This is a genomic window from Flavobacterium sp. LM5, assembly GCF_002017945.1.
GTDB lineage: Bacteria > Bacteroidota > Bacteroidia > Flavobacteriales > Flavobacteriaceae > Flavobacterium > Flavobacterium succinicans.
In genome coordinates, this window is record NZ_MUFX01000001.1 from 179,139 (window position 1) to 204,131 (window position 24,993).

Consider the following 24,993-nt stretch of genomic DNA (forward strand, 5'->3'; position numbering starts at 1 on the left):
ATTTGCTCTTAGTCTAAAAAACTATGAGCATTTTTTTTAATTTTTAATTTCAATTTATGAAACTGAATCTTACTGAAATTGAACGTGTAGCCACTATTTCGAAAAAAGATTTTTATACGAACTACGTAAAAAAACAACAACCTTTAGTAATTGAAAAACTAACCGAGGATTGGCCTGCTTATACCAAGTGGAATTTAGACTATATTAAAACTGTTGCTGGGGACAAAATAGTACCTCTTTATGACGATCGCCCTGTATCACACAAAGACGGTTTCAACGAAGCTCATGCTCAAATGAAAATGGCCGATTATATCGATCTGTTACAATCCAAACCTACCAATTACAGAATCTTTCTTTATGAATTAATGAAGGAGGTTCCGATCCTTCAAAAAGACTTTCAATGGCCTAAAATAGGACTACGATTGGTCAAACAATTGCCCATGCTGTTTTTTGGGGGCGAAAACTCTAAAGTATTCATGCATTACGATATTGATTACTCCAACATCTTACATTTTCATTTTCATGGTCAAAAACAATGTATGTTATTTGATCCGCAACAAACCCCATACCTTTACAAAGTACCTCATGCTTTAATTGCAAGAGAAGATATTAATTTTGACGCACCCGATTTTGAAAAATTTCCAGCCTTGAAAAACGCCAAAGGCCTCATCACTACTTTACGTCATGGCGAAATGCTATATATGCCAGAAGGATATTGGCATTATATGAAATACGAAACAGCAGGTTTTTCGATGAGTTTACGAGCCTTCCCAAGAAGATTACCGAACTTAGGGAAAGCGTTCTACAACGTGTTCATCATGCGCTATTTCGATACTTTGATGCGAGAATTAAAAGGACAAGCTTGGATTGATTATAAAAATGCAAAAGCAATGAAAAACAGCAATACATAATGGATTAAAATCTGTTGCCGCAAAACACCAATCAACGGATTAAAATCCGTTGCTACAAAATCAATCATTCCTACGGAATTTAAGGTTAAAAAATAATTTTATTACTTTTTATCGCTCCGTTAGCCAAAATGGTTCGAACAATCAATACCTGCTTACTCGATCTTAAAGAAGCAATCGACCATTTTTGTGCGTTGATTTTTGATTTATCGTATAATTTTCTACCTAACAAATCAAATATTTGCACTTTTTCGATAGCCTCTCCAAATGAGTTGATGGTAATGATCTTGTTTTTAACACTCACCACTAGTTTCTTATCCTCTAACACATTGTCTTCGGTACCCAACTGATTGTTATAATACTTTAGTACAAATCGATCATTTTCAACCCCCTTGATCGCTGTGAAAGAATAGTCCGATCGCGATAAATCATGAATAGCATTTGTCTCTTTATCTTCTAACCAAATTTCTTGACCTGCCAAAGCGCCGTCTCTGTGGTCAATACTAATATTGAAAGTGCCTTCGATTGTGCTTCGATACCCTAAAGGCACTTCATCTTTATCTGAAAAGGGCAAAGCACGTCCTTGAATGGTAAGATTCTGTCCCTTATTGACACTATAAAAATCGACAAATTCCTGCCCATCAAAACTTGGACCATCATACAAATTATCAAAGTCATTGGTAGCTCCACTAATGTACCCTACAAGTAGTTGTTTGAAAGCGCCACCGCTATTGGTCAAGTTCAACCAAACACGATGCTTCTCAACTTCTACCTCAAGATTTTTGGAGAGATTAAAAAACTGACTATTGTTACCCGATACACGCATGGCATTGGTAAACTTGAAACTTCCTGTGGCTGTATTTCCCACAAAAAAGGACTGTCCTGCAGCAATAAATCCTTTGGGTGCAACTCCTCCTGTATTTGCTTTGCCAGCAGCTGTTCCTGTGCCTCCTGTGATGTTAAAAGTCGCATAATCATCAGCCTGATAATCATTATTTGTAATTGCCGTATTATGCGTCCAAAAATATAGGGCGCCGTGAATAATGTCTTTGTTGGTCTCCATGAACCTTTTTGCATCGATCGCTGAAGGATAGGGATTCCCGATCAAATTATATTGATCTGCTCCTACTTTAAATTCATAGTCACCATTGTTTGGAATACCTTTAAAAGCGACGGGTTGCTTATAAGGCATCGCTACCGTTTCTGGATAAGGCGCACCGTAGACTCCTGGTTTTGGGGTACGAATAATAAAACCTACGCCGGGAGCCATGAGTCCATCATCATTCACCCAACCTTTGAGGGGATCGTATTTATGATATTTATCCCATAATGTATTTGGCGACAACAACTTCGCAGTTTGCCCAATTACTGGAGACGACCAATAGGTATAATCAAAATTCTTCATGGGCGATGAAGTTCTTCGGTATTCTATGGCTCCACTGTTTTTAGCATTCGTAGTTTGGACTAAGCTTGCGTTGTTCTCAAGGATTAGTTTTCCTTTTGTGGTTACCTCTTTGACAATTGTGAGTGTATGCCCTGACTTTATCGTCATCGTAACACCCTCATTCACTGTACAGGAACAACCATTTAGATTAGAGGTTGAAATATAATCATCATCAATAATCAAATTGGAATCACTAGTAGGAATTACTGACCATTTTCCTTCTTTCCAAGTTGAAATCTTTGCGTATTTTGACAAATCATAACTTACCTCTCTTGGAAAGCCACTTCGAACATAAAAACTCAAATTATAAACACCACTTGAAAGTCCTTTAATATCTCTAGTACTAGATGAAAAAGAAGTATCACCTGTTTTTGACCAAATATATGTATATGGGTCTTGCCAGATAGGACTATTTACTAAATCGGCAGTTACACTATAAGGCACGCTTTTAAGAATAGCACCAGACGTTTCATTAAAATTATAACCCGCAAGCAACCCTTTTTCTGTACCAAAATAGGTAGTAGGTGAATCAGCTAGACGCTTAATCTCAGAAAGAGAAAGTGCTGTGGTATAAAAACCTACTTTCAACATTTGTCCTTTGAAACAGTCCCATTCAGGCATAATATCACCCGCTATTGTTATTTCATTACTCGAATCTCCGCCATAATTTGAAGTTAATTGAGGTAACGATTTTTTTAAAACTCCATCTATAAAAAGCATCGTTTTTGCCCCATCACCAACAGTAGCTATATGATGCCATTCATTATCCCCAAGATTACCAACAGGAATCGAAAGGTACCCACCATACGAATGCAAAAATAGTACATCAGCTTGAAAACCAAATCTAAGTATGTCCTTCTGCCCAAACAATCCAGTATACTCTGAATTCAAATCGGAGGTTTTGAATTTAACCCATCCTTCCATGGTAAAAGAGGGCAAAACCGAGGGGAATTTCAAATTGGTATATACAAGTTGTGTTTTTGATTTATCAAAAAATATAGCTTGTTCTTGCTTTAATAAAGTTATACTCCCATTAGTATTACAACCCGATATAACTAAAGGTTCAACGGGCATAGGAGGAAGCACCGTTGGAGGAAGCGGAGATACTGTAACCTTTACTGAAACACAAGAAGTTGTATTACATGAACCGGAATACCTAACAAAATATGTAGTATCCCTCAAAGGCGATACAGTTATACTATTTCCTGTGCCAATTACAGCGCCTTCACAAGCATCGGCAAACCATTGCGCCGTTGCACCTGTACCTGCGGATCCACCACTAACTGCAAGTGTAGTAGAATTTCCTGTATAAATCGTTGTTTCTCCTATTATGTCTGTTGGCGCAACTGAATAACTATTAACCGTTACAGGCAGAGCACTTACAGCGCTAATGCCACAATCAACTACAGCAGCAGTAACTCGTATGAAACCATTTTGTCCTCCAGAACCAGCAGTAACTCGAATAGTGTTGGTGCCTTGTCCTGAAGTGATTACCCAACCTGGAGGAACGGTCCAATTATAAGAAGTTGCGTTTGCGACAGCTGCAACAGAATAACTAAGACCTGTTTGTAAGGCGCATTGAATAGCATTGCCATTAATGGCTCCTGGTTGAACAAAACAAATGATCTCATCAGCTCCAATGTAAGGCTTACTTCTAGGTTGTCCATCTATATCTGTAGGAACAGCATCCAACAAAACACCTTGCAAATCAAAATTTTTAGCTGTTGCCTTTAATCGTAGCGTGGTATTTAAAACAAAATCAGGTTGTATGTTTTTGGCGTTTGTTTCTTTTCCAATTACTTTCTTCCAATCCTCCAAAGTACTCATTAAATTAGAAGGTTCATAATAATCTCCCCAGCCTGCTATATATTGAGTAGAGTAATAATTATTAAAATCTAAAAACAAATATTTATCCCTTGCTTTCCATTCGGAATAAAAAGCAACTTTTCTAGAACCTCCTGTTTGTGCATTGATGAAATTATTATTTCGAATATCCAATTTAGTTGTATTAGTACCTACAAAAATGGCCGCACTCAATCCTAGTTTCTGAACACCTCCTAATCGAACACTATTGTGATATACCTTAATATCTTCTCCTGAAGATAGAAAAATACCAAATCCACTTTGACTAAAAAGATCACCTCCCCCAGAGGTAACCACATCGGAAATGACATTGTTATTTAACATCATTCTATTACCAGAACTTAAAAGACCAAAAGAAGACGACATCAATGAATTTACAATTTTATTTATTTGGTTATTGGCAACAATACCATTTGATCCATACGCAGCAATTCCTGCAACAAAAGTAAATCCGTACTCATCATAATCTGTATTGACCAAAGACAAATCTGAAATTGTATTATTTAAAATAGAAAAATTAGAAGCCGTGTTAACATAAAGACCAAAGAAGGGCTTATTATTACCATTTGTAGTTGAGTTAGTATTATTTAATATTTTCCATCCAACATTAAGCATTTCATCTTTACCATTGATAAACAACAAATGCTTCGCATCAATAAAGTTAACATTTTCAATGGTATTATTGGGATTATTCCCAGTGCTTAGTTTACTTACAGTTGAACCATTACCAGCAAAAACACCTATAGACAGATTACTTTTTAAAGAGAAAGATTGTTGTACCGCAAGATTTTTAATTTGGATATTACTTGCATTGTCGCCTAACCAAAAAACAGTTTTTGATAGCGTATGATTCATTGAATTATTTTTCACAGTCAATGCCTTGCTACTGGATCCATTATTGCCATCAAAAATGACAAATTTGGCACCAATTATTTTAAAAACACTCTTACTACCTTCTCCAGTATTTCTATTTTCAATAACAACGGTATTTCCGGCATTAGGCTTTATAGTTAGTGTATTTGTTGCGCTTGATCCAGTAAATTGTGTGATAACGATTGGAAAAATCTCTCCATTTTTAGTAGAATAATTAGAGTCGTCTAGCAAAAAAGTAACCGGACCACTTACTCCTGAAGCATTAATTCTCGCTATTGCAGAGGTTATTGTTTTAAATGGAGCGGGTTGTGAAGTACCAATATGGTAAGTACCTGACAAAGCCTGAGCCATAGCACAATACGGCAAAAACAATAAAAAAATTAAAACAAAGTACTTTTTACGCATCCAACAAACATTTATTTAGTCTATTCTAAAAACAAGATTTAAACTTTTTGTTTCTATAAACAACATCAAAATTTAAAATTTTAGAAGGGGCAAAAATAAGGTATTCATTAGGGAAACTTATTGAGATTAAGATAAGATTAACCTTTTAAAATCTACAACTCACTTTAAAACAAATACTTATTAATACCTACAATCAGTAGACTAAAAATATTTTCATAAATTAACTCAATAACTATGGTCCTCATGTTAAAAAGAACAAACAAGACAAACTCCAAAATTGAAATTCCAATTTCCAATATTAACCTTTTAAAACAAAAAACCCTTTCAAAGCAAGTCACTCTGAAAGGGTTAAATGGATAGGGTTGTATTTTTGCCCAACAGATAGAAATCCGTTGCTACAATATTGTACGTTCCTTCACAACGGATTGAAATCCGTTGCTACAAAATAAATCGTTCCTACGGAACTGAGTAGGATTAAAAAATAATCTTCTTGCTGCTAATCGCTCCGTTGGCTAAAGTCGTTTTGACAATCAAAGCTTGCTCACTCGAAGGCAAAGCATCGATCACATACTCTTGTGCGTAGATTTTGGATTTATCATAGATTTTTCTACCTAACAAATCAAAAATCTGAATTTGAGTAATGGTTTCTTCAGATGAAGCAACCGTTATTTTTTTATTTTTGACACTAATCACTAGCGATTTATCTGCTAATGTGTTGTCATCAGTACCCAAAGTTTTATTAGCGTATTTCAATACAAATCGACTGTTCTCTACTCCATTAATGGCTGTAAAGGTGTATTTACCTTGGGTCAAATTATGAAGGGTAGCTATCTTTTTATCTTCTAACCAAATTTCCTGTTGGGCCAATTGTCCATCTCTTGTGTCGATGCTGATCTCAAATGGACCAGCGATGGTACTACGGTAACCCAACGGCACTTCATCGGTCGCTTCAAATGGTAAAGCGCGTCCTTGAATCGTTAAATTCTTGCCTTGATTGATGCTGTAAAAATCTACAAAAGGTTGCCCATCAAAAGTTGGCCCATCATACAAATTGTCCCAATCATTAGTAGCTCCAGCAATATATCCTACTAACAATTGCTTGAAAGCGCCTTGGCTGTTGGTTAAATTTAGCCAAACTCGGTTTTTCTCGTCTAATGTAGTTTTCTTGGCGCTGGCTTGTTTGAAGAATTGGGTATTATTTCCCGAAACACGCATAGCATTGGTGAATTCGAATTTAGTGGTAGTAGGTGTTTTTTGCGATCCCACAAAAAAGGATTGGCCTGCTCCAATATATCGTGATGGAACAGCAATTCCACTTGGTGCTGTTCCTATTCCTGTACCGACCCCTCCAGTTAATGTATATGTAGCGTAATCATTAGCCGTATATGTATTGTTTAAAATTGCGGTCTTGTGTGTCCAAAAATACAAAGCGCCATATATGATATTACTATTGCCCGTAATAAACAAATCAGCATCAATCGCCGATGGATAAGGATTTCCAATCAAGTTAAACTGATCGGCTCCTGCTACAAAGGGAATCGTACCATTGTTTGGTATTCCTTTGAAGGTCACCGGTTGTTCATAGGTAATCCCCGACCAGTTATCAGGCGCAGGAGAACCAGGTTTTGGCACACGGATAATGAACCCAACACCAGGTTTCATTTCTCCGTCATCAAAAACCCAACCCGAAGTAGGATCAAATCTAAAATATTTATTGTCAAGCGTATTGGGTGATAAATTTTTAGCGGTTTGTTTCGGGACAACTATTCCATCACCATAAACTGGCGAAGACCAATACGTGAAATCGAAATTCTTCATCGGGGATGATTTGCGCTGATATTCTATACTGCCTGTATTTAGAGCAGCGGGATTGGTCTGTTTTAAACTGGTGTTATTTTCAAAAACCAAAGTACCTTTTACATCCAATCCGTTTTCTAAAATCAATTCACCAGGAGACTTAATAACAACATTCACATTTGGATCAACGATACACGAACATGCTGTAACTGCACTACTAACATTAATATTGCTACTTCCTGTAAATTTGGCAATTTTGTTGACAGTTAATCCTCCGTTGTCCCAAGTCACCCCATCGGAAGATTGTGAAATTGCCAAGGAAATAGTAGCTATATTAGAGTACGCACTCTCAATCCCGCAACTACTCACAGCTTTTACTCTCATGTAGTACGTTTGCCCAGCTAACAATCCATTTATTGACAAAGACTCAGTAGAACTAGCTGAAGGAGTAACAGGACGATTTTGATAGCCTGCTAAATAAGAAGTTAAAGCAGCATCCGAAAACACATCTACAATATAATTAGATGTATTAGATGAAGCGTTCCATGTTTGAGAAGCAGTAGTTTGGTTACAGGTTAAGGTAATGTTTGAAAGGACTGGTGTTGCTGGTGCTAGACTAACAGTAACCATTACAGATGCACATGTAGTAGTATTACAGGTGCCATTATAACGAACAAAATAAGTAGTGTTTGAAGTAGGAGATACAGTTATTGCATTACCCGTTCCTATAACAGTACTTCCACAAGAACCACTAAACCATTGGGCTGTTGCTCCTGTACCTGCTGAACCGCCATTAATCGTAAGTGTAGTAGAGTCTCCTGAACAAATTGTGGTTGTTCCTAATATCCCTGTTGGGGCAACTGAAAGACTATTTACAGTAATCGTTGCTGTACCCGTAATAGCAGCACTGCACGTTGGAGCCGACTGGTATGCAACACTAACCAAGCTATAAGCAAAAGTTCCAGAAGTTGTTGTAGGCGCAGCAACATTAGCTGTTGTATTAGCACCTACATTTATAGTTTGGTTTGCACCACCATTAACTCTATAAGTTACCGTAATTGCACTAGGCCTAGGGTTTGTAAAAGTAATATTTGGTGAGGCTGCGTTTTGGCAAACTGTAGCTGTACCGCTTATACTAGCACTAGGGTTTTGAGTAGTAACCGTTTGATAACCTAGAGCCGTATTAGCACTTGTACTACCACTACATCCATTAAAAGACCTAACTCTATAATAATAAGTAGTACCTACCGCCAAGCCTGTAACATTAAAAGAGGTAACTAGACCAACATCTAAATTATTATATCCAGATACAAAACTACCAAATGTTGAACTTGTAGAAACATCCAGTCTATAACTTGTAGCAGTTGTTACTGTATTCCAATTGGCAGTAAAACTAGTACAGCTAACATTTGTCGCTGCTGAAGAAGTTGGTATTGGCGGTGTTGCATTTGCTCCAGTTGTTATACTGATAACATTGCTATCCCAAACACAAGCTGAGGCATATGCCGCTGTAGCTGAAACCACCCTTTTGTAATATCTAATATCTGCTCCAGTTGTGGTTCTTGCTGCAGGAGTATAATCTTCTGCTGTACCACTAGTTCCAGTTGTAACATTTGACCAAGGCCCTGATGCACTTGTTGCCGTTTGCCATTGATATCTAATAGTTGGATTTATTGTTGACCCATTGTATGTATAAGAAGAACCATTTATAACTCCTGGTGTAACCCCACTACATACTGTTGAAGGAGTAGGAGCTACAATAGAATTTGACGATGCAACAAAAGGAGTAATGCTAAAACTAACTACATTCCCTCCTGCATTTTCATAATAATCAAGAATAAGATCTGCATCTCCGTCTAGATAAACCAAAATACTTTGAAAGTTCTGTGTTGGTTGTTCTTGCCACTCATCGAAAACCAAAACATTGTCAACATACAACCTGACTCCATCGTCTCCTTGAACGTTGACTATATAACAACCAGCAGGTCTCGTGGACTTCATTCGATACCGCACAGCATATAGTTCAGTATAAATAGATGCTCTTTGTGTTCCGTTTGAAAAAACATCAAAACATGCTGCCCCTCCATTAAAGTTAAAATTTGTGGGTATTGATTCTGTTCCTACATCATAATAGCCCGCATACTGTGAAGCAGTAAATGGATTTGTTGAAGGTGGTGTTGAAGGTGATGGAGTACCACCTGGAGGGGCTGTACCTGTCCAATTATAGATATGCCCTCGCCAAGTATTTGTTCCTGCTATTGTTGGATCGTCTATAGTATTTCCTATGGAAATTAAATTAATTCGCAACTGAGCAAATGCAGAATTATCATTAACACAACCGCCAGGAGCAGTTCCTCCTCTAGAAATTAAGACTTTTACTTGTCCTGACAATGTAGCTGTCCAGTTAAAATCAACACCTCCGCTACCAGCTGAAGTAGTTAAACCATTATTATTCGCAGCGTTATAAATTGAAACAATTTCATTGTTATTAGTTCCGCCAAAATTATCATCTACGCGAAATCGATAAGTAAACCCCTGAACTACATTTAAAAGTACAAACCTTCCAGCAGGAACATTATTTGAAATAGTTCCCGAATTATCAATACAATAAATTATAGTACTACCAACTTGTGTGGCTCCTGTAGGATAGGCACACTGCCCATAATTTTTAGTAGAAAATAAAAATAGAATAAACAAAAGCATGCAAGAAAAAGCTTTGCCAGTTAAAAAACTGTTCAATCCTATTCTTAAACCCCTTGATCTTTTTCTTTGATTAGTAGGAATCATTAATAAATCTGCAAAAAGTAAAATTCTTTTCATAAAAAAGTATTCAAAATTAAATTCTCCTTAACAAAACATTATAAGCCATATTCTTCTTTATGTCTTCTTAAGTGTTTGCAAAAGTAACTATTATCCGATATCAAACAACTATTATTATGAGAATTAATAGTAAAACAAACTACTGCTAAGCATCTTAGCAAATACCTTATTGCCCTAACAAAAAACAAACACAAATAAACTAAGAGATTGAAGATCCAATCATGTAAGGGTTAGAAAAAATTATCAGATAAAATTCCAAACTCTTATCCGGTAAAAGTTTACAGATTCAACAATTTAACAATGCAAAGTTGTAAAACAAAAAACCCTTTCAAAGCATTAGACTCTGAAAGGGCTTATCGTTCGAAGCTATTTTACTTACAAAATAATCTTCTTGCTGCTAATCGCTCCGTTGGCTAAAGTAGTTTTGACAATCAACGTTTGCTCACTCGAAGGCAATGCTTCAATCATATACTCTTGTGTGTTGATTTTGGATTTATCATAGATTTTTCTACCTAACAAATCAAAAATCTGAATTTGAGTAATGGTTTCTTCAGAAGAAGTAACCGTTATTTTTTTATTTTTGATACTAATCACTAGCGATTTGTCTGCTGATGTGTTCTCATCAGTACCCAAGGTTTTATTGGTGTATTTCAACACGAAGCGGTCGTTTTCTACCCCATTGATAGTAGTAAAGGTGTAACAACCTTTGGTCAAATCATGAACGGTAGCCGTCTTTTTATCTTCCAACCAAATTTCTTGTTGGTCTAAATTTCCGTCTCTTGCATCAATACTAATCTCAAATGGACCCGCAATCGTACTGCGGTAGCCCAATGGCACTTCATCCGTTGCTTCAAAAGGCAAAGCGCGACCTTGAATCGTTAATTTTTTTCCTTGATTAATGCTGTAAAAATCCACAAAAGGTTGGCCGTCAAAAGTTGGTCCATCATACAAATTGTCGAAATCATTGGTAGCACCAGCAATATACCCTACTAACAATTGTTTGAAGGCTCCTTGGCTGTTGGTTAAATTTAGCCAAACACGGTTCTTCTCGATAGCCGTTGTTTTTTTGGTGTTTTCTTGTTTGAAAAACTGGGTATTGTTGCTCGCTACTCGCATGCTATTTCTGAATTCAAATCTACTATTATTTGGAGCAGTATCTTTTGTGCCTATAAAAAAGGATTGCCCAGCAGCAATAAAACCAGAGGGAGTATTGTTATTTAAACCTGGATTTGGTGCTGGACCTGTTGGTGGCCCTGTTGCTGTTCCTCCTGTAATATTGAAAGTAGCATAATCATTGGCTTTGTATTGCCCATTGTCGATAGCGGTATTGTGTGTCCAAAAGTAAATCGCTCCGAAATTAATAGATTCATTATTAGGATGAGTCAAAAACTTTGTGGCATCCAAAGCGGAAGGATAAGGATTGCCTATTAAATGGAATTGATCCGGACCAACATTAGTATAGTTAATATCTCCATTATTTGGTATTCCTTTGAAGGTTACAGGTTGTTCATAGGTGGGAGTATTCCAATTTTCTCCATTAGGATAAGTTGTACCCGGTTTTGGCACACGGATAATAAACCCAACTCCTGGTTTCATTTCGCCATCATCAAAAACCCAACCTGTTGTTGGTGTAGGATCAAATCTAAAATATTTATTTTCAAGCGTATTGGGTGATAAATTTTTGGCGGTTTGTTTAGGGACAACTATTCCATCACCATAAACTGGCGAAGACCAATACGTGAAATCAAAATTTTTCATCTTGGATGATTTACGACGGTATTCTATAGCTCCTGAATTAGTAACATTGTTAGTTTGGACTAAACTCGCATTGTTTTCGAAAATAAGACTTGTCGTTGCACTATTAGTTACATTAACTGCATTAGTAATATTTAAGGTATGACCATCTTTGATAAGAACATTACCTGATGTAACCGTACAAGAACAACCATTTAAACTTCCTGTAGAGGTGTAATCTCCTGTAAACTCTAGATTGTAATCAATAGTAGGCAATGAAGGAGTCCAGGATATTCCATTCCATGTGGTCGACTTAGTTCCTATGGTATAACTAATAGACCTAGAGCATCCTTTACCAATATCAAAATTTAAATTATATTCACCTGACGAAAGTCCTGTAATATTTCTGGTACTTGCGGTATAAGCAGGTGTCCCTGTTTTGGTCCAAGCATAAGTATATGGATCTCTCCAAACTGGGGTGTTTACTAAAGTCCCGTTTTTACCGGCAGGCAAACTAGCAAGTGTAGTACCTGACCCTTGTTGAAAATTATACCCAGCAATTAAACCCGATTCGCTTCCAGTATAAGTTATAGGAGAATAAGCTAAACTAGCAATTCTGGTAGTAGAAAGTGCTGTATTATAAAGACCAGCTTTCATTATCTGACCACCGAAAAAATCACCCGAACTATTAAAAACACCAGCCCCAATTTTTACATTATCGGCACTAGAACCATAATTTGAAGTTGCATTTCCACCAGATCCAACTACTACTCCGTCAACATAAATTAAGATCTGTGAACCTGTCCCAACTGCTGCTATATGATGCCAAGTATTATCACCAAGATTAACAGGTGGAGTTGCATAGATATTACCTCCATTTAAAGTGTATAAATGCAACTGACTACCTTGAAAACCAAATTCCAATACGTCATTTTGCCCGAATAAACTAGTAAAACCAGATGTATTCAAATCAGATGTCCTATATTTAATCCAACCTTCCAATGTAAAACTGGCTAAATTAGAAAGAAAAGAACTAGCGGTACTTATGTATTGGCTACTTGTTTTCACAAGTTCTAAAGCATGATTTTGATTTGCCAAAGTAATACTTCCTATAGCAGCACTACAACTTGCGTCTACTATTGTTGCTCCAACAGGCAAAGGAGGTAAACTGGCAATATAAATCGTAACCACCCCAGTCATAGCAAATGAGCAAAAAGTATTATTTCTAGTAGCAATGACAGTATAATTCCCAACACTATTTTGAAGTCCAAAACTAATGGAACTACCTGTACCAGCAATAACTGAACCTACATTAACACTATTTCTTACTAATTGATAACTCACTCCTATTTCTGAATTAGAAAGACCTATCAGATTACCAGCAGAACCAGCACAAAGATTACCAGAACCCGTCATTGTATAAACTGTTGGCAAAGTACAAGTAGACGATCCTACATTTACAATTCCAGTTGTGGCAGCAAAATAAGTATTGTTTTTATTAGTAGCACTCGATGTAGTACTACCCCAAGACCCAGAAGAAGTTGTAAAACCACCTAGAAATAAACTTCCAGCTGTATGGGTAAAAGTTCCTAAATTAGCAATTGCATTAGAAGCAATCGAAAAAGCAGTCGTTACAGTTGTTGCTTTACTAAGAGTAACTCCCGAAGTATTACTTAGAGTTAGACTATTAACAGTTCCAGGCATTCCAGCACTAGTAGTTTGAGCTACTGAACCATTAAAATTATAGTTTGCAGTAGTACTAAATGTTCGTGTTATATTTGTGGATGAAACTGAGCCATCTATACCACTTGGATTAGCAGTTATCAATATCGCCCCAGCATTTAGATTAACTTTAGCAACTCCTGTAGTACCACCTGATTGTGAAACCTGAAATGTAGCACAATCTAAAGTCCCATTAACAGTAAGTTCTCCTACCCAATCAGATTGTGTCGCAGCATCATCTCTATTTAATGTAAAGTTTGAAGCTAACTTTAATGTACTTCCTGTATTAACAACATACTTCGCCCAAATAGCAGCACCAGCTGTTGGCATATTTAAAATTTGAATACCAGACCCATTGAATGTAAGAATACCATTTTTAACTACTCCCACTGTTGATATGGAACCTGATCCAGCAGAGTTTGTCAAATTTCCAGCAAGATAAACATTACTTGTTCCAGAAGTTCCTGCGTTAAAATCAAAAACTCCACCTGTTTGATTATAATTTCCACCAATAGTCAGGGTATAATTTGTTGCATTATTAACTCTATATGTACCTGAATTTATTGTGAAGTTTCCACTTACTGTCGTATTTACACCTTGTAATACCGTTCCTGTTATAGTCAGATTTGGAAAAGCTGTAACTGAAGGCCCACCAATAATTGAATTCCCAGTAAATGTAACTAAACCAGAACCCGAAACTGATTTTCCATTATTTATCCAATCTCCATCAACAGTAATCCCTCTATTTATTACTAGTGGAAAAGCATTAGTTAACGTTATCGAATTAAAATCCATTGTAGCCCCTGCTCCACTTATAGTTTGAGTTGTCCCCCCATTAAAAGTAACTTCTGCATCAGCATTACCAACATTCATATCGAAAGTGCCATCATTTACAAGATTACCACCTATTAACAAAGTGTTCCCTCCATTTCCGGCTGTTTGTAAAACACCTCCTCCGTTAATTATTACATTGCCTGAAACTGTTAATCTTCTATTAGTATCATTATTCCCAATAGTAAGTGTACCACTAATATTTAAGCTTTTACAAACAGCTAAATTTATGTTTACAACAACAACATTACTGCTTATCAGAGTTATATCATCTGCATTACTAGGCACACCATTCGGGCTCCAATTATTAGCATCCCCCAATTTGAAGTTCCTGCTCCTCCATCCCAGGTTTTTTGCCCAAACCCCAATTGAACCACCAACAACACCGCAAAAAGTAAAATTTTTTTCATAAAAAAACAGTCTAAATTTAATCTAGGATAACAAAAAATTATAAAGAAAAAATTCTATATAATTTTTGTTAATTTGGGGCAAAAGTAATTAATTTAGACTTAACAGTATGTTAATTAAACTATTAAATCCATGAACAACAAGTGTCTTATTTTGCATTCTACTTTCAAGACATGATTTTGGCAACTTCCTATATAAAACCTTATTTTTGCTGCTCTGGTACTAATCTCAAAATCTCTTCATGCCACCCTTATACACTCTGAAAGAAGCCCAACACAAAATAGAACAGTATTGCGCCTATCAAGAGCGCTGTCACGAAGAAGTGGTAACCAAATTGAGAGGTATGCACCTAGAATCCCAAGAAATAGACCAACTTATTGTGCATCTTATCGAACAGAACTTCTTGAATGAGGCTCGTTTTGCTTGTAGTTTTGCCCGTGGAAAACACCGCATCAAACACTGGGGAAAAATCCGCATTACCAATGAACTCAAAATGCGTAACATCAATAATACCTTGATTGCACTTGCCTTAAAAGAAATCTCAGCCGAGGAATATTCGGAAACTTTTAATGCTTTAGCAGAAAGGAATTGGCAATCTATAACAGAAAAAAATGCGCTCAAAAAAAGAAAGAAATTTTGTGATTACATGCTTCGTCGTGGTTTTGAGAGCAATTTGATTTATGATAAAGTAAAGGAATTGGAGTATGGGAACGCGGATGAGGCGGATTTTTTATAGTGACTAAAATTTAACCGCAAGGACGCAAAGGCACAAAGTTCAACAGCATTCCTTTGTATAGCTTCGTGAATTCTTGGTGTTTATTTGTGGTGAAAAACTTAACCGCAAGGGACGCAAAGTTTTAAATAATTATCTCTTTAAATCCACGGAATCTGCGTGCAAAATTTAACCGTTAAGTTCACCAGAAAAAAACATATAAGTCACCCAAGTTTTTCTGAATAGGCTATGTATTTTGAACCATATAAGGCAAATAAGGGCATATAAGTTTTGGTTGAACTACACAACAATTGCAATACTTTTGCTTTGTGCGACTTCGTGACTTCTTCGTGTTTCTTTGTGGTAAAATTTTAACCGCAAAGTTCACAAAGATTTACGCAAGGGACGCAAAATTTTAAATAATTAACTCTTTAAAATCCGCGGAATCTGCGTGAAAAATTTAACCGCAAGGAGAGAAAAGATTTACGCAAAGGACGCAAAGTTTTAAACGATTAACCATTAACCGATTAAACACTCAAATAAATTTTACAAACTCAACAACACCGAAACGGCATTACCACCAAACCCAACAGCGTTAACGAGCACCTTACGAATCGTTCTTGAATCGGAATTTTGATTAAAAAAAGGAGTGTGAATAAACTGATTGTGTTGGAGCATCAAAATGGCCATTTCGACACTTAAGATTCCTGAGGCACCAAACGTGTGGCCAATTTTCCATTTATTGGTAGTTAGTAATGGTAACTGCTTTCCGAACACTTTTTCAATGGCACGGTATTCTGTCAAATCACCTTTGATGGTGCCTGGGGCGTGCATTACAATAGCATCTACTTCGGACAAAGGCGTGTTTTGCAGAGCCATTGCCATCGATTTTTGAAAACAAATGGCTTCTGCCGAGATTGAAATGTTATGTTCCAAAATTTCTGTAGCGTAGCCAATGCCTTCAATAAAAGCCAAGGCGTTTGCTTTCTTTCCTAATTCTAAACAACATACTGCTGCGCCTTCACCCAAAACCATTGTGTTTTGCTTTTTATCCAAATCCAAAGCACGGTTGGGCCATTCGACAGGCTCATGATGACCCTCTTTGTTTTGAGTATAAATCTTCAAAGCGCGCATCTGACCTATCGTAAAATCAGTCAAGGGCGCTTCACTACCACCTACCAAAAACTGATTTGCCATTCCCGCTCGCAACCAAGCGACTCCGTTGAGTAGAGCATGCAAAGCAGTAGAACAAGTAATAGAATGCGAAATTTCGGGACCGGTACTTTGCAAATCATGCGCCACCCAAGACGAAATATTTCCCAAAGTAGTAGTGGGTGAAGCTAAAGTTTGGGCTTTTCCCGTGGTTAAATATTCTTGAAAATGTTTTTCGAACAAATCGGTGGCACCTCTCGAAGAGCCAATGTTGATACCAAAACTGCCTCCTTTTTCCCAACCTGCCTGCGCCATCGCTTTTCTTGCTGCCACCATAGCATACAACACCGACTTGTCTAATGACTTGTACTTAATATCCGTTTGTTGTAAAGCCAAAACTTCTTGTTGTGAAGCGGCATCCAAAGCAGCTACCCAAGTCTTTTGATGGTCTAAAAACTGCTCCGAAAAACAAGTTGAAGGATGTTGATAGTTTTCCCAAATGGTCTTCGGGTCATTGCCCAAAGGGGAAATAGAGGACAGGGCAGTTATAGAGATAATTTGTGACAAATCGATGTATTTAATTTCACAAAGATTCACAAAGCACTTAAAAAGATTCACAGAGGAAATATATAATTACCTCTGTGCTTCTTTGCGATTTTCTCTGTGAATCTCTGTGAAAAATTTTGAGCAAATTTACACTATTTCCAAAGCACTTTCCACTACTTCATACACTTTTTGCAACTGTGCATCGGTAATTACGTAGGGTGGCAAAATGTAAACTATATTCCCAACTGGACGCAGAATTACTCCATTTTCAATAAAAAAATCGTAAAGCCTATTGCGCAATGAGCCGTAATAACTAAAGCTGCTATCTGTCTTGATTTCCAAAGCAAAAATCACCCCAAAAACTCTAGTATTACTTACTTTTGGGTGTATTCCTATATGTTTTTGAAAGTCCAAATGGCGTTGATGAATGCGTTGAATGTTGGACTGCATCGTTTCGGTTTGCAACAATTCGATACTGGCCAGTGCCGCAGCGCAACCCGTTGGATTTGCCGTAAAGGTATGGCCATGAAACAAGGCTTTATTGATATCATCATCATAAAAAGCATCAAAAATCGCTTTAGTGAAAGTCGTAATCGCCATAGGAATAGTGCCCCCAGTCAAGGCTTTAGACAAACACATCATATCTGGCAAAATTTCTAAATAATCGCAGGCAAAGTTTTTTCCCGTTTTACCGAAACCTGTCATCACTTCATCAGCAATGGTCAATACTTGGTTTTCTTTGCAAATTTGAAGCAAGTTATCCAAAGCTTCAGGTGCATACATCACCATTCCTGCGGCACCTTGTATTAAGGGTTCAAAAATAAAAGCCGCACAATTTTTATCGGCGATTGCTTTTTGAAGGGCCGCTATACTTTCTGTTTCCTTTCCCTGCACTGGAACTGGAATCCGAACAACATCAATCATCATTCCTTGAAAAGCTTCGGTAAAGAAAGAAATTCCACTTGCCGCCATAGCCGCAAAGGTGTCGCCATGAAAAGCATCTTCAAAAGCAATAATCGTCGTTTTTGAAATTCCTTGGTTAAAGTTATACTGCAAAGCCACTTTTATCGCAATTTCGACAGCGGTAGAACCATTATCCGAAAAAAAGAGTTTTTGCTGATTGCTAGGTAAGATTTCGACTAATTTCTCGGATAAAACAACAGCGGGTTCGTGCGTAAAACCTCCAAAAAGTACGTGCTCTAAGGTAGTAAGTTGTTTATAAATCGCATCCGCAATAAAGCGATTCGAGTGGCCATAAGGATTGACCCACCATGAAGCAATGGCGTCGATATATTCTTTACCACTTTCATCCCACAATAACGCGGCTTCGCCACGGGCAATTCCTATTGGTAATGCAGCTGTTTTGTGTTGAGTGTACGGATGCCAAAGGTGTTTCTGGTCTCTTTCTGTTAAATTCATAGTTTTAAAGAATATAGAAAATAGAGTATAGAGGAAAGACTATACCCTATATTTTTTTGACAAAGATAGAAAAGTCTATGCTCTTTATTCTGCATTCTAATTTCTTATAAACTCAATAATTGCTCTCTAAACAAATCGGCATATTCTGCGATGACATTCGTATCAAAATAGGGTTCTTGGTCAATTCGTCCAATACATTTCAATCCTGTTTTACTTAAAATAATCGATTCGGTTGCTTGATTTTCATCTCCAGAAAAAACGATTCCAGCCACCACAATGTTTCGGTTTTGCAACGCCTCGATAGTCAACAACGTATGATTAATACTCCCCAGATAATGACGGGAAACCACAATCACTTTATAATCGGGTTGAATCAAATCGGCAATCGTATTAGTTGTGTTCAAAGGAACTAAAATTCCACCAGCGCCTTCTATTACTAGATGATTTTCGGTTACTGGCTCTTTAATTTGAGTTAAATCAATGGTAATACCATCAATCTCGGCTGCATAATGCGGGCTTGCAGGCGTATGCAAAGCATAACTGTTGGGATGAAAAACAGTCTTTTGATTGGACACGTATGCCTTTACTTTATGACTATCGGAATTATCTAAATCTCCTGCCTGAATGGGCTTCCAATAATCGGCTTCTAAAGCTTGAGTAATGATAGCGGCTGCAACGGTTTTACCTACATCGGTACCTATTCCTGTAATAAATAATTTCATATTTTTTGAGCTTATTGAACCGCAAAGTTCGCAAAGAATTCACAAAGTCTACTATAATCATAACACAAAAAAAGCAACCCGAAAGTTGCTTTATATTTATTCTTCTTTTAGCTCGTCTAAAACGGTTCGGATTTCTTTGGCGTATTTGCCGTAAAAAAAGTGTACCCACCATTCTAAAGCTACGCCCATAAACAACATACTAAACAAAACCGCAACAAACAGCGCTATACTATTGCTACTATCGGTAAATAATGTTGCGCCATTAGGCAATGTAAAATACAAAACCCCAACCAAAAACAAAATCATAAAAGGTGTTAAGGCAAACCCAAAGGTCTTGTAGAGTTCCATATTCAAGCGAATATCAAAATAGGTTTCGTATAAATTGTCTTTGGTATTCAAAGCTGTTTTGTTTAATCGTTTATAAAAAACAAACAACTTAATTAGATAATAAGCACTAACCGCTACAAACAAACTGAACAACAAATAAAAGGGAGTGATGGCTTGCTCTGGAAATCCATTTAAATAAGGCGCAAATCCTATAAGAACAATTGATACAATTTGATAAATAAATTCATTTTTCAAATTTTTCTTAATCTTATCTAGCGGTGTGTTGGCCTGTTGTACTTTCTCTAATTGAGTGGGAACAACCACATTTTTGGTATTTTCGCTGTTCCAAGCTGATTGTATATCGTTAAAATCCATATCCTTGATTTTTTATAATTTCTTTTAATTTTTCTTTGGCTCTATTTAATTTGACTCTAGCATTTCCTTCTGAAATCCCTAGGTTTTCTCCAATTTCTTTATGTGAAAACCCCTCGAGTTGGTAAAAAATAATCGCTTTGTCTATCTTATCCAATTTTTGAACGGCTCTATAAAAGTGTTCCAATTGCCGCTCTTTGATATCGGCATCCCCTTCTTCGTCGGGAATATTAGTAGATGACAATTCGTATTTGTCTACTTTCTTTTTTTCTTTTTTCAGAAAAACAATAGCAGTATTGATGGCAACACGATACATCCAAGTAGAAAACTGACTCTCTCCTTTAAAACTATCGTTGGCTTTCCATAATTGGCAAATGATTTCTTGAAACAAATCTTCTTGGTCGTCTCGGTTGTCCATATACATTTTGGAAACCTTGTACAAGATGCCTTTATGCTGCTCGATTCGGGATAAAAATTCTTGCTCTTTTGTCTTCAAAGTCAAATTAGTTGGTTATGGGTTGTACCTTATATCCTGCTTTTTGTAATAATTGAATCACTCCTTTTTCTCCACCTAAATGCGCTGCTCCTACAGCAAAAAATACACTTTCATTTTTCATCATAGCTGGCATATCTTTGACCCAATTACTATTGCGATTATCCAACATTACAGGTTTGCTTTTCTCGTCCATAAATTTAGGGTCATTAACCATTTCATAAATAGCCTTTAAATCTTCACTTTTATAGGTTTGAGTTAATAAATCGAAATGTTTTTTGTCATAATTTCCCAACTGCTCAACCATTACGTGAGGAGGATAAGCCGCGTCTAAAGTAGCAATTTGAGTCGCAAATTTCTCTAAACCTACTACTTCCATTTTGCGTTTTTGAGCCATTTGAAAAAACTCCAATTCATACATTTTAGGAGGACAATTTAACGATTTTATCATTATTAAACTCATTAAAGAACTCAAACTAGTAGTCTCAAATTGACTAGCGCCTACTCCTACTTTCTCTTTCAAAAGAACATCTAATTTTTTATAATCTTCAGGGGTCAGAAGAGTACTCAAAGCTACTTTGCTCACACTCATTTCTTGCATCGCTTTTACTTCTGATGGGTCGTCAAAATCTAACTCTAAGGCTAATTTAGTTGATTTATCAAATGCTTTTTTCACTTTTTCTTTGATGGTAAAATCACTTTCACACATCATGTGTAAGGTTCCGTATACATAAGAAGGACGTGCTAATCCGTTTCCTGAAATTTCCCATAATAAAGAATTTTCGTTTGCTTTTTTGGTTTGTGCTTGTGTTGAAAAACTAAAGCTAGTTACCGCTACTAAACCTAAAATAAGTGTTTTAATTGTTTTCATGATTTTTGATTTTTTGATTGATGATAGTTTTTAGCCTTCTATTTATTCTTTGTTGAGGAATTACTGGCTAACAAACAGCATGCAGTGATTAGTAATAAACCGTTTTCTGGTTTGTCAAATACAAACTCTTTTACTAGACTATAGCCTAAGCTTATTCCAGCTAAAAAAAGAAATACGTAAAGAATTTGGTTTTGGGATTGTGTTTGTACATTTTTCATGGGTTTTGATTTTTTTGGGTTAATGATTGATGATTAAAAACGATATCTAATTATTTGATTACGACTCGTAAGTAATCAACAACTAAAAACGTTACAAACTTTTTTTGTTTTTTTCAAAAAACCCAGAAAACAAGAGACTTATGAAGTGTAATTTTTTTAAAGAAGCGATGACAAACAATATAAAACTTCCGAAATTTGAGCTTCGGTATTGTAGCTGTGTAAACAAAAACGCAAGCGCTCTTGCCCCGCGGGAACGGTGGGTGAAAGTATGGGTTTTACATCAAACCCCTTTTCTTGTAGTTGTTGAGCAATGTGTTTTACATTAGCATTTCCGGGAATTATAGCCGATTGAATCGCCGATTTGCTTCGAACGAAAAGCGGTTTCAAACTGAAGCGGTTTTTTTCATGATTAAAAAAATTAATTCGCTCTTTCAATTCACCAATTGTTGCTGCTTTAGCATTCAACGTTTGATAAGCGATACCAATTGTTGCAACGGAATGGGGAGAAAGTCCTGTAGTGTATATAAAGCTTCGGGCAAAATTGACCAAATAACTACTCAATTCCTTAGAACCTAACACAACAGCACCATGACAACCTAAGCCTTTTCCAAAAGTAACAATACGAGCAAAAAAATAATCTTGCAAACCCAGAAACTGTACCAAACCTTCTCCTTTTTCACCAAAGACTCCCAATGCATGTGCTTCGTCAACCACTAAATAGCAGTTGTATTTCTCAGAAACAGTCACCAACTCTTCTATATTGGGACAGTCTCCATCCATAGAAAAAACACTTTCTGTAACTACATAAATGGTAGTGGAATGCTGATTTTCAGAAGCCTGAAACTTCAAAATAAGTCGTTCCAAATCCTCAAAATCGTTATGCTTGAACTTATACGCTTTCGCATTAGAAAGCTGAATCCCATCTCTGATTGATGCATGACACAATTCATCAAACAAAATAAAATCCCCTTTTTGAGGTACAGCACTAAAAAAACCAACATTGGCATCATAGCCTGAATTAAAAAGCAAGGCAGATGGAGATTGATGAAAATTTGCAATAAAAGCCTCTGTCTTAGGATACAAAGTATGATTCCCAGAAAGCAATCGCGAACCTGTTGCACCGTTTATCATACTATTATTAGTGACTAAATGATGATGTGTCGCTGTAAAAATAGCTTCGGATTTTGCAAAACCTAAATAATCATTTGATGCAAAATCGATTAATTGGTTGGCCAAAGACAATTTTCTAAGCGCATTTTGCTCTTGTCTGGTGGCTAACTTTTGAGCGAGGGAATGGGGAAAATCTTTCATAAGTGCAAAAATATACAACTTTTCATAAAACAAGAAAGCCCAACAATTGCTGGGCTTTCTTCTCTATTCTATATTCTCTTAGTCTGCTAAAAGAATTAATTTATTGTCTTTCATTTCAATTGTTCCAGACTCGATATCAAGTGTGTATAATTGATTAGAAACTTTTTTAAATTTAGTTTCTCCTTCGCTTATAAAATCAAAACTATTGGCTGCAATTTTTACAGTTCCTTGTTTTAGTAACGAGACAATTGGCGCGTGATTATTCAAGATTTGAAAACTTCCGTCTACACCTGGAAGGGTAATAGAAGTAATTTCTCCATTAAATAATTTTGCTTCTGCTGATACAATTTCTAAAATCATTTTTTTAGTGATTAGTAATTAGTAATTAGTAATTAGCACTATTTGCATACTGCCACCTTCTAATTGCTAACTGATTTTATGCTTCGGCTAACATTTTCTCTCCTGCTTCGATCGCTTGCTCGATAGTACCTTTAAGGTTGAAAGCAGATTCTGGCAAGTGATCCAATTCACCATCAATAATCATATTAAATCCTTTGATGGTATCTTTAATATCAACCAAAACTCCAGGAATACCTGTAAATTGCTCCGCAACGTGGAAAGGTTGAGATAAGAAACGTTGTACACGACGTGCTCTAGAAACCGCTAATTTATCATCTTCTGATAACTCTTCCATACCAAGGATAGCGATGATATCTTGCAATTGTTTGTATTTTTGAAGAATTTCTTTAACTCTTTGTGCACAGTTATAGTGATCATCACCTAAGATATGAGGAGTCAAAATTCTTGAAGTAGAATCCAATGGATCTACCGCAGGATAAATACCTAACTCAGCAATTTTACGAGACAATACTGTTGTTGCATCTAAGTGAGCAAAAGTTGTTGCTGGCGCAGGGTCAGTTAAGTCATCCGCAGGAACGTAAACCGCTTGTACAGATGTAATAGATCCTTTGTTTGTAGAAGTAATACGCTCTTGCATCGCACCCATCTCAGTTGCCAATGTTGGTTGATAACCTACCGCAGATGGCATACGTCCTAAAAGTGCTGACACCTCAGAACCTGCTTGTGTAAAACGGAAGATGTTATCCACGAAGAACAATACATCTTTTCCTTGATCAGATCCAGCTCCATCACGGAAATACTCAGCGATAGATAATCCAGAAAGTGCCACACGTGCACGAGCTCCTGGAGGCTCATTCATTTGTCCAAAAACGAAAGTAGCTTTAGACTCTCTCATTCCTGGCATATCAACTTTAGATAAATCCCATCCTCCATTTTCCATAGAGTGCATGAAATCGTCACCGTATTTAATAATTCCAGACTCTAACATCTCACGAAGCAAGTCATTTCCTTCACGAGTTCTTTCTCCTACTCCTGCGAATACAGAAAGACCACCGTGACCTTTTGCAATATTGTTGATCAACTCCTGAATCAATACTGTTTTACCAACACCAGCACCACCAAACAATCCAATTTTACCACCTTTTGCATAAGGCTCAATCAAATCGATTACTTTGATACCTGTGAATAAAACTTCAGAAGAAGTAGATAAATCTTCAAATCTTGGCGCTGCTCTGTGAATTGGCAATCCGTTTTCTCCTGTTTTAGGCAATTCACCTAATCCATCGATTGCGTCACCAACAACATTAAACAAACGTCCGTAAACATCTGGACCAATTGGCATTTGGATCGGATTACCCGTACCCACTACTTCATAACCTCTGCTCAAACCATCTGTTGAGTCCATCGAAATGGTACGTACAGTGTTCTCACCGATATGGGATTGCACCTCTAGTACTAACAAAGTACCATCTTTTCTAGTGACTTCTAATGAGTCATAAATTTTTGGAAGTTCAACATCCTTACCGTTGAAAACAACGTCAACTACTGGGCCAATGATTTGGGCAACTTTTCCTATTACTTTTGACATTACTTATGTATTTATTAAATAGCTATTTGGTTTGTGAAATTCGCCATCAGAAAATAAATGCTCTCAGATGCTTTTTTCCGCGAGCAAAGATATATTT

14 protein-coding genes are annotated in these 24,993 nt (G+C 36.7%); 2 read left to right on the top strand and 12 right to left on the bottom strand.

Annotated elements, in window-relative coordinates; genetic code table 11:
* Positions 1 to 56 precede the first annotated feature (56 nt).
* Entirely contained in the window at positions 57 to 911 is an 855-nt protein-coding gene (locus tag BXU11_RS00795; RefSeq protein WP_035717183.1) for a cupin-like domain-containing protein, read from the top strand.
* Between the two features lie 85 nt (positions 912 to 996).
* On the opposite strand, the gene BXU11_RS00800 is transcribed toward BXU11_RS00795, so the two are convergent.
* From BXU11_RS00800 to BXU11_RS00810, 3 genes are all read right to left on the bottom strand, one after another.
* Positions 997 to 5,493 carry a T9SS sorting signal type C domain-containing protein gene (locus BXU11_RS00800; RefSeq protein ID WP_078210653.1) on the bottom strand — a complete coding sequence of 1,499 codons (4,497 nt, stop codon included), beginning with the start codon at positions 5,491 to 5,493 and terminating at the stop codon, positions 997 to 999.
* Between the two features lie 474 nt (positions 5,494 to 5,967).
* Entirely contained in the window at positions 5,968 to 10,110 is a 4,143-nt protein-coding gene (locus BXU11_RS00805; RefSeq protein ID WP_078210654.1) for a T9SS sorting signal type C domain-containing protein, read from the bottom strand.
* Positions 10,111 to 10,485: 375 nt separating this feature from the next.
* Positions 10,486 to 14,718, bottom strand: coding sequence for a LamG-like jellyroll fold domain-containing protein (locus BXU11_RS00810; RefSeq protein ID WP_139363421.1), 4,233 nt, complete (start codon positions 14,716 to 14,718; stop codon positions 10,486 to 10,488).
* Positions 14,719 to 15,046: 328 nt separating this feature from the next.
* Here BXU11_RS00810 and BXU11_RS00815 point away from each other — a divergent pair, with 328 nt between their 5' ends.
* The gene (locus BXU11_RS00815; protein ID WP_078210656.1) at positions 15,047 to 15,541 is read left to right on the top strand and encodes a regulatory protein RecX; all 495 of its coding nucleotides are present in this window, start codon (positions 15,047 to 15,049) and stop codon (positions 15,539 to 15,541) included.
* A 522-nt stretch (positions 15,542 to 16,063) separates the two neighbouring features.
* Here BXU11_RS00815 and BXU11_RS00820 read toward each other — a convergent pair.
* The 9 genes from BXU11_RS00820 to atpD form a co-directional block, all read right to left on the bottom strand.
* Positions 16,064 to 17,236 carry a beta-ketoacyl synthase N-terminal-like domain-containing protein gene (locus tag BXU11_RS00820; protein WP_078210657.1) on the bottom strand — a complete coding sequence of 391 codons (1,173 nt, stop codon included), beginning with the start codon at positions 17,234 to 17,236 and terminating at the stop codon, positions 16,064 to 16,066.
* Between the two features lie 126 nt (positions 17,237 to 17,362).
* Complete coding sequence (bioA, locus tag BXU11_RS00825) at positions 17,363 to 18,634, bottom strand: adenosylmethionine--8-amino-7-oxononanoate transaminase (RefSeq protein ID WP_078210658.1); 1,272 nt, start codon at positions 18,632 to 18,634, stop codon at positions 17,363 to 17,365.
* 104 nt (positions 18,635 to 18,738) lie between these two features.
* On the bottom strand, positions 18,739 to 19,356 hold the full coding sequence (bioD, locus tag BXU11_RS00830; protein ID WP_078210659.1) for a dethiobiotin synthase: 618 nt from the start codon (positions 19,354 to 19,356) through the stop codon (positions 18,739 to 18,741).
* A 96-nt stretch (positions 19,357 to 19,452) separates the two neighbouring features.
* Positions 19,453 to 20,058, bottom strand: a complete 606-nt coding sequence (locus BXU11_RS00835) for a hypothetical protein (RefSeq protein ID WP_078210660.1) — start codon at positions 20,056 to 20,058, stop codon at positions 19,453 to 19,455.
* A complete protein-coding gene (locus BXU11_RS00840; RefSeq protein WP_024979839.1) occupies positions 20,048 to 20,551 on the bottom strand; it encodes an RNA polymerase sigma factor in 504 nt (167 codons plus the stop codon). The genes BXU11_RS00835 and BXU11_RS00840 overlap by 11 nt, the downstream gene beginning before the upstream one ends.
* Before the next feature lie 7 nt (positions 20,552 to 20,558).
* Positions 20,559 to 21,419, bottom strand: a complete 861-nt coding sequence (locus BXU11_RS00845) for a TraB/GumN family protein (protein ID WP_078210661.1) — start codon at positions 21,417 to 21,419, stop codon at positions 20,559 to 20,561.
* A 374-nt stretch (positions 21,420 to 21,793) separates the two neighbouring features.
* Positions 21,794 to 22,948 (bottom strand): 8-amino-7-oxononanoate synthase, encoded by a 1,155-nt coding sequence (locus BXU11_RS00850; RefSeq protein WP_078210662.1) that lies wholly within the window; start codon positions 22,946 to 22,948, stop codon positions 21,794 to 21,796.
* A gap of 78 nt (positions 22,949 to 23,026) precedes the next feature.
* Positions 23,027 to 23,308: a F0F1 ATP synthase subunit epsilon gene (locus tag BXU11_RS00855; protein WP_024979835.1), complete on the bottom strand. Its 282-nt coding sequence runs from the start codon at positions 23,306 to 23,308 to the stop codon at positions 23,027 to 23,029.
* A 76-nt stretch (positions 23,309 to 23,384) separates the two neighbouring features.
* On the bottom strand, positions 23,385 to 24,896 hold the full coding sequence (atpD, locus tag BXU11_RS00860; protein ID WP_078210663.1) for a F0F1 ATP synthase subunit beta: 1,512 nt from the start codon (positions 24,894 to 24,896) through the stop codon (positions 23,385 to 23,387).
* Between the last annotated feature and the right edge of the window lie 97 nt (positions 24,897 to 24,993).

Coding starts and splice junctions, on each gene's coding strand:
- BXU11_RS00800 (WP_078210653.1), bottom strand. CDS start 5,493: ATGCGTAAAAAGTACTTTGTTTTAATTTTTTTATTGTTTTTGCCGTAT.
- BXU11_RS00795 (WP_035717183.1), top strand. CDS start 57: ATGAAACTGAATCTTACTGAAATTGAACGTGTAGCCACTATTTCGAAA.
- bioA (WP_078210658.1), bottom strand. CDS start 18,634: ATGAATTTAACAGAAAGAGACCAGAAACACCTTTGGCATCCGTACACT.
- BXU11_RS00835 (WP_078210660.1), bottom strand. CDS start 20,058: ATGGATTTTAACGATATACAATCAGCTTGGAACAGCGAAAATACCAAA.
- BXU11_RS00815 (WP_078210656.1), top strand. CDS start 15,047: ATGCCACCCTTATACACTCTGAAAGAAGCCCAACACAAAATAGAACAG.
- BXU11_RS00845 (WP_078210661.1), bottom strand. CDS start 21,419: ATGAAAACAATTAAAACACTTATTTTAGGTTTAGTAGCGGTAACTAGC.
- atpD (WP_078210663.1), bottom strand. CDS start 24,896: ATGTCAAAAGTAATAGGAAAAGTTGCCCAAATCATTGGCCCAGTAGTT.
- BXU11_RS00855 (WP_024979835.1), bottom strand. CDS start 23,308: ATGATTTTAGAAATTGTATCAGCAGAAGCAAAATTATTTAATGGAGAA.
- BXU11_RS00850 (WP_078210662.1), bottom strand. CDS start 22,948: ATGAAAGATTTTCCCCATTCCCTCGCTCAAAAGTTAGCCACCAGACAA.
- BXU11_RS00805 (WP_078210654.1), bottom strand. CDS start 10,110: ATGAAAAGAATTTTACTTTTTGCAGATTTATTAATGATTCCTACTAAT.
- bioD (WP_078210659.1), bottom strand. CDS start 19,356: ATGAAATTATTTATTACAGGAATAGGTACCGATGTAGGTAAAACCGTT.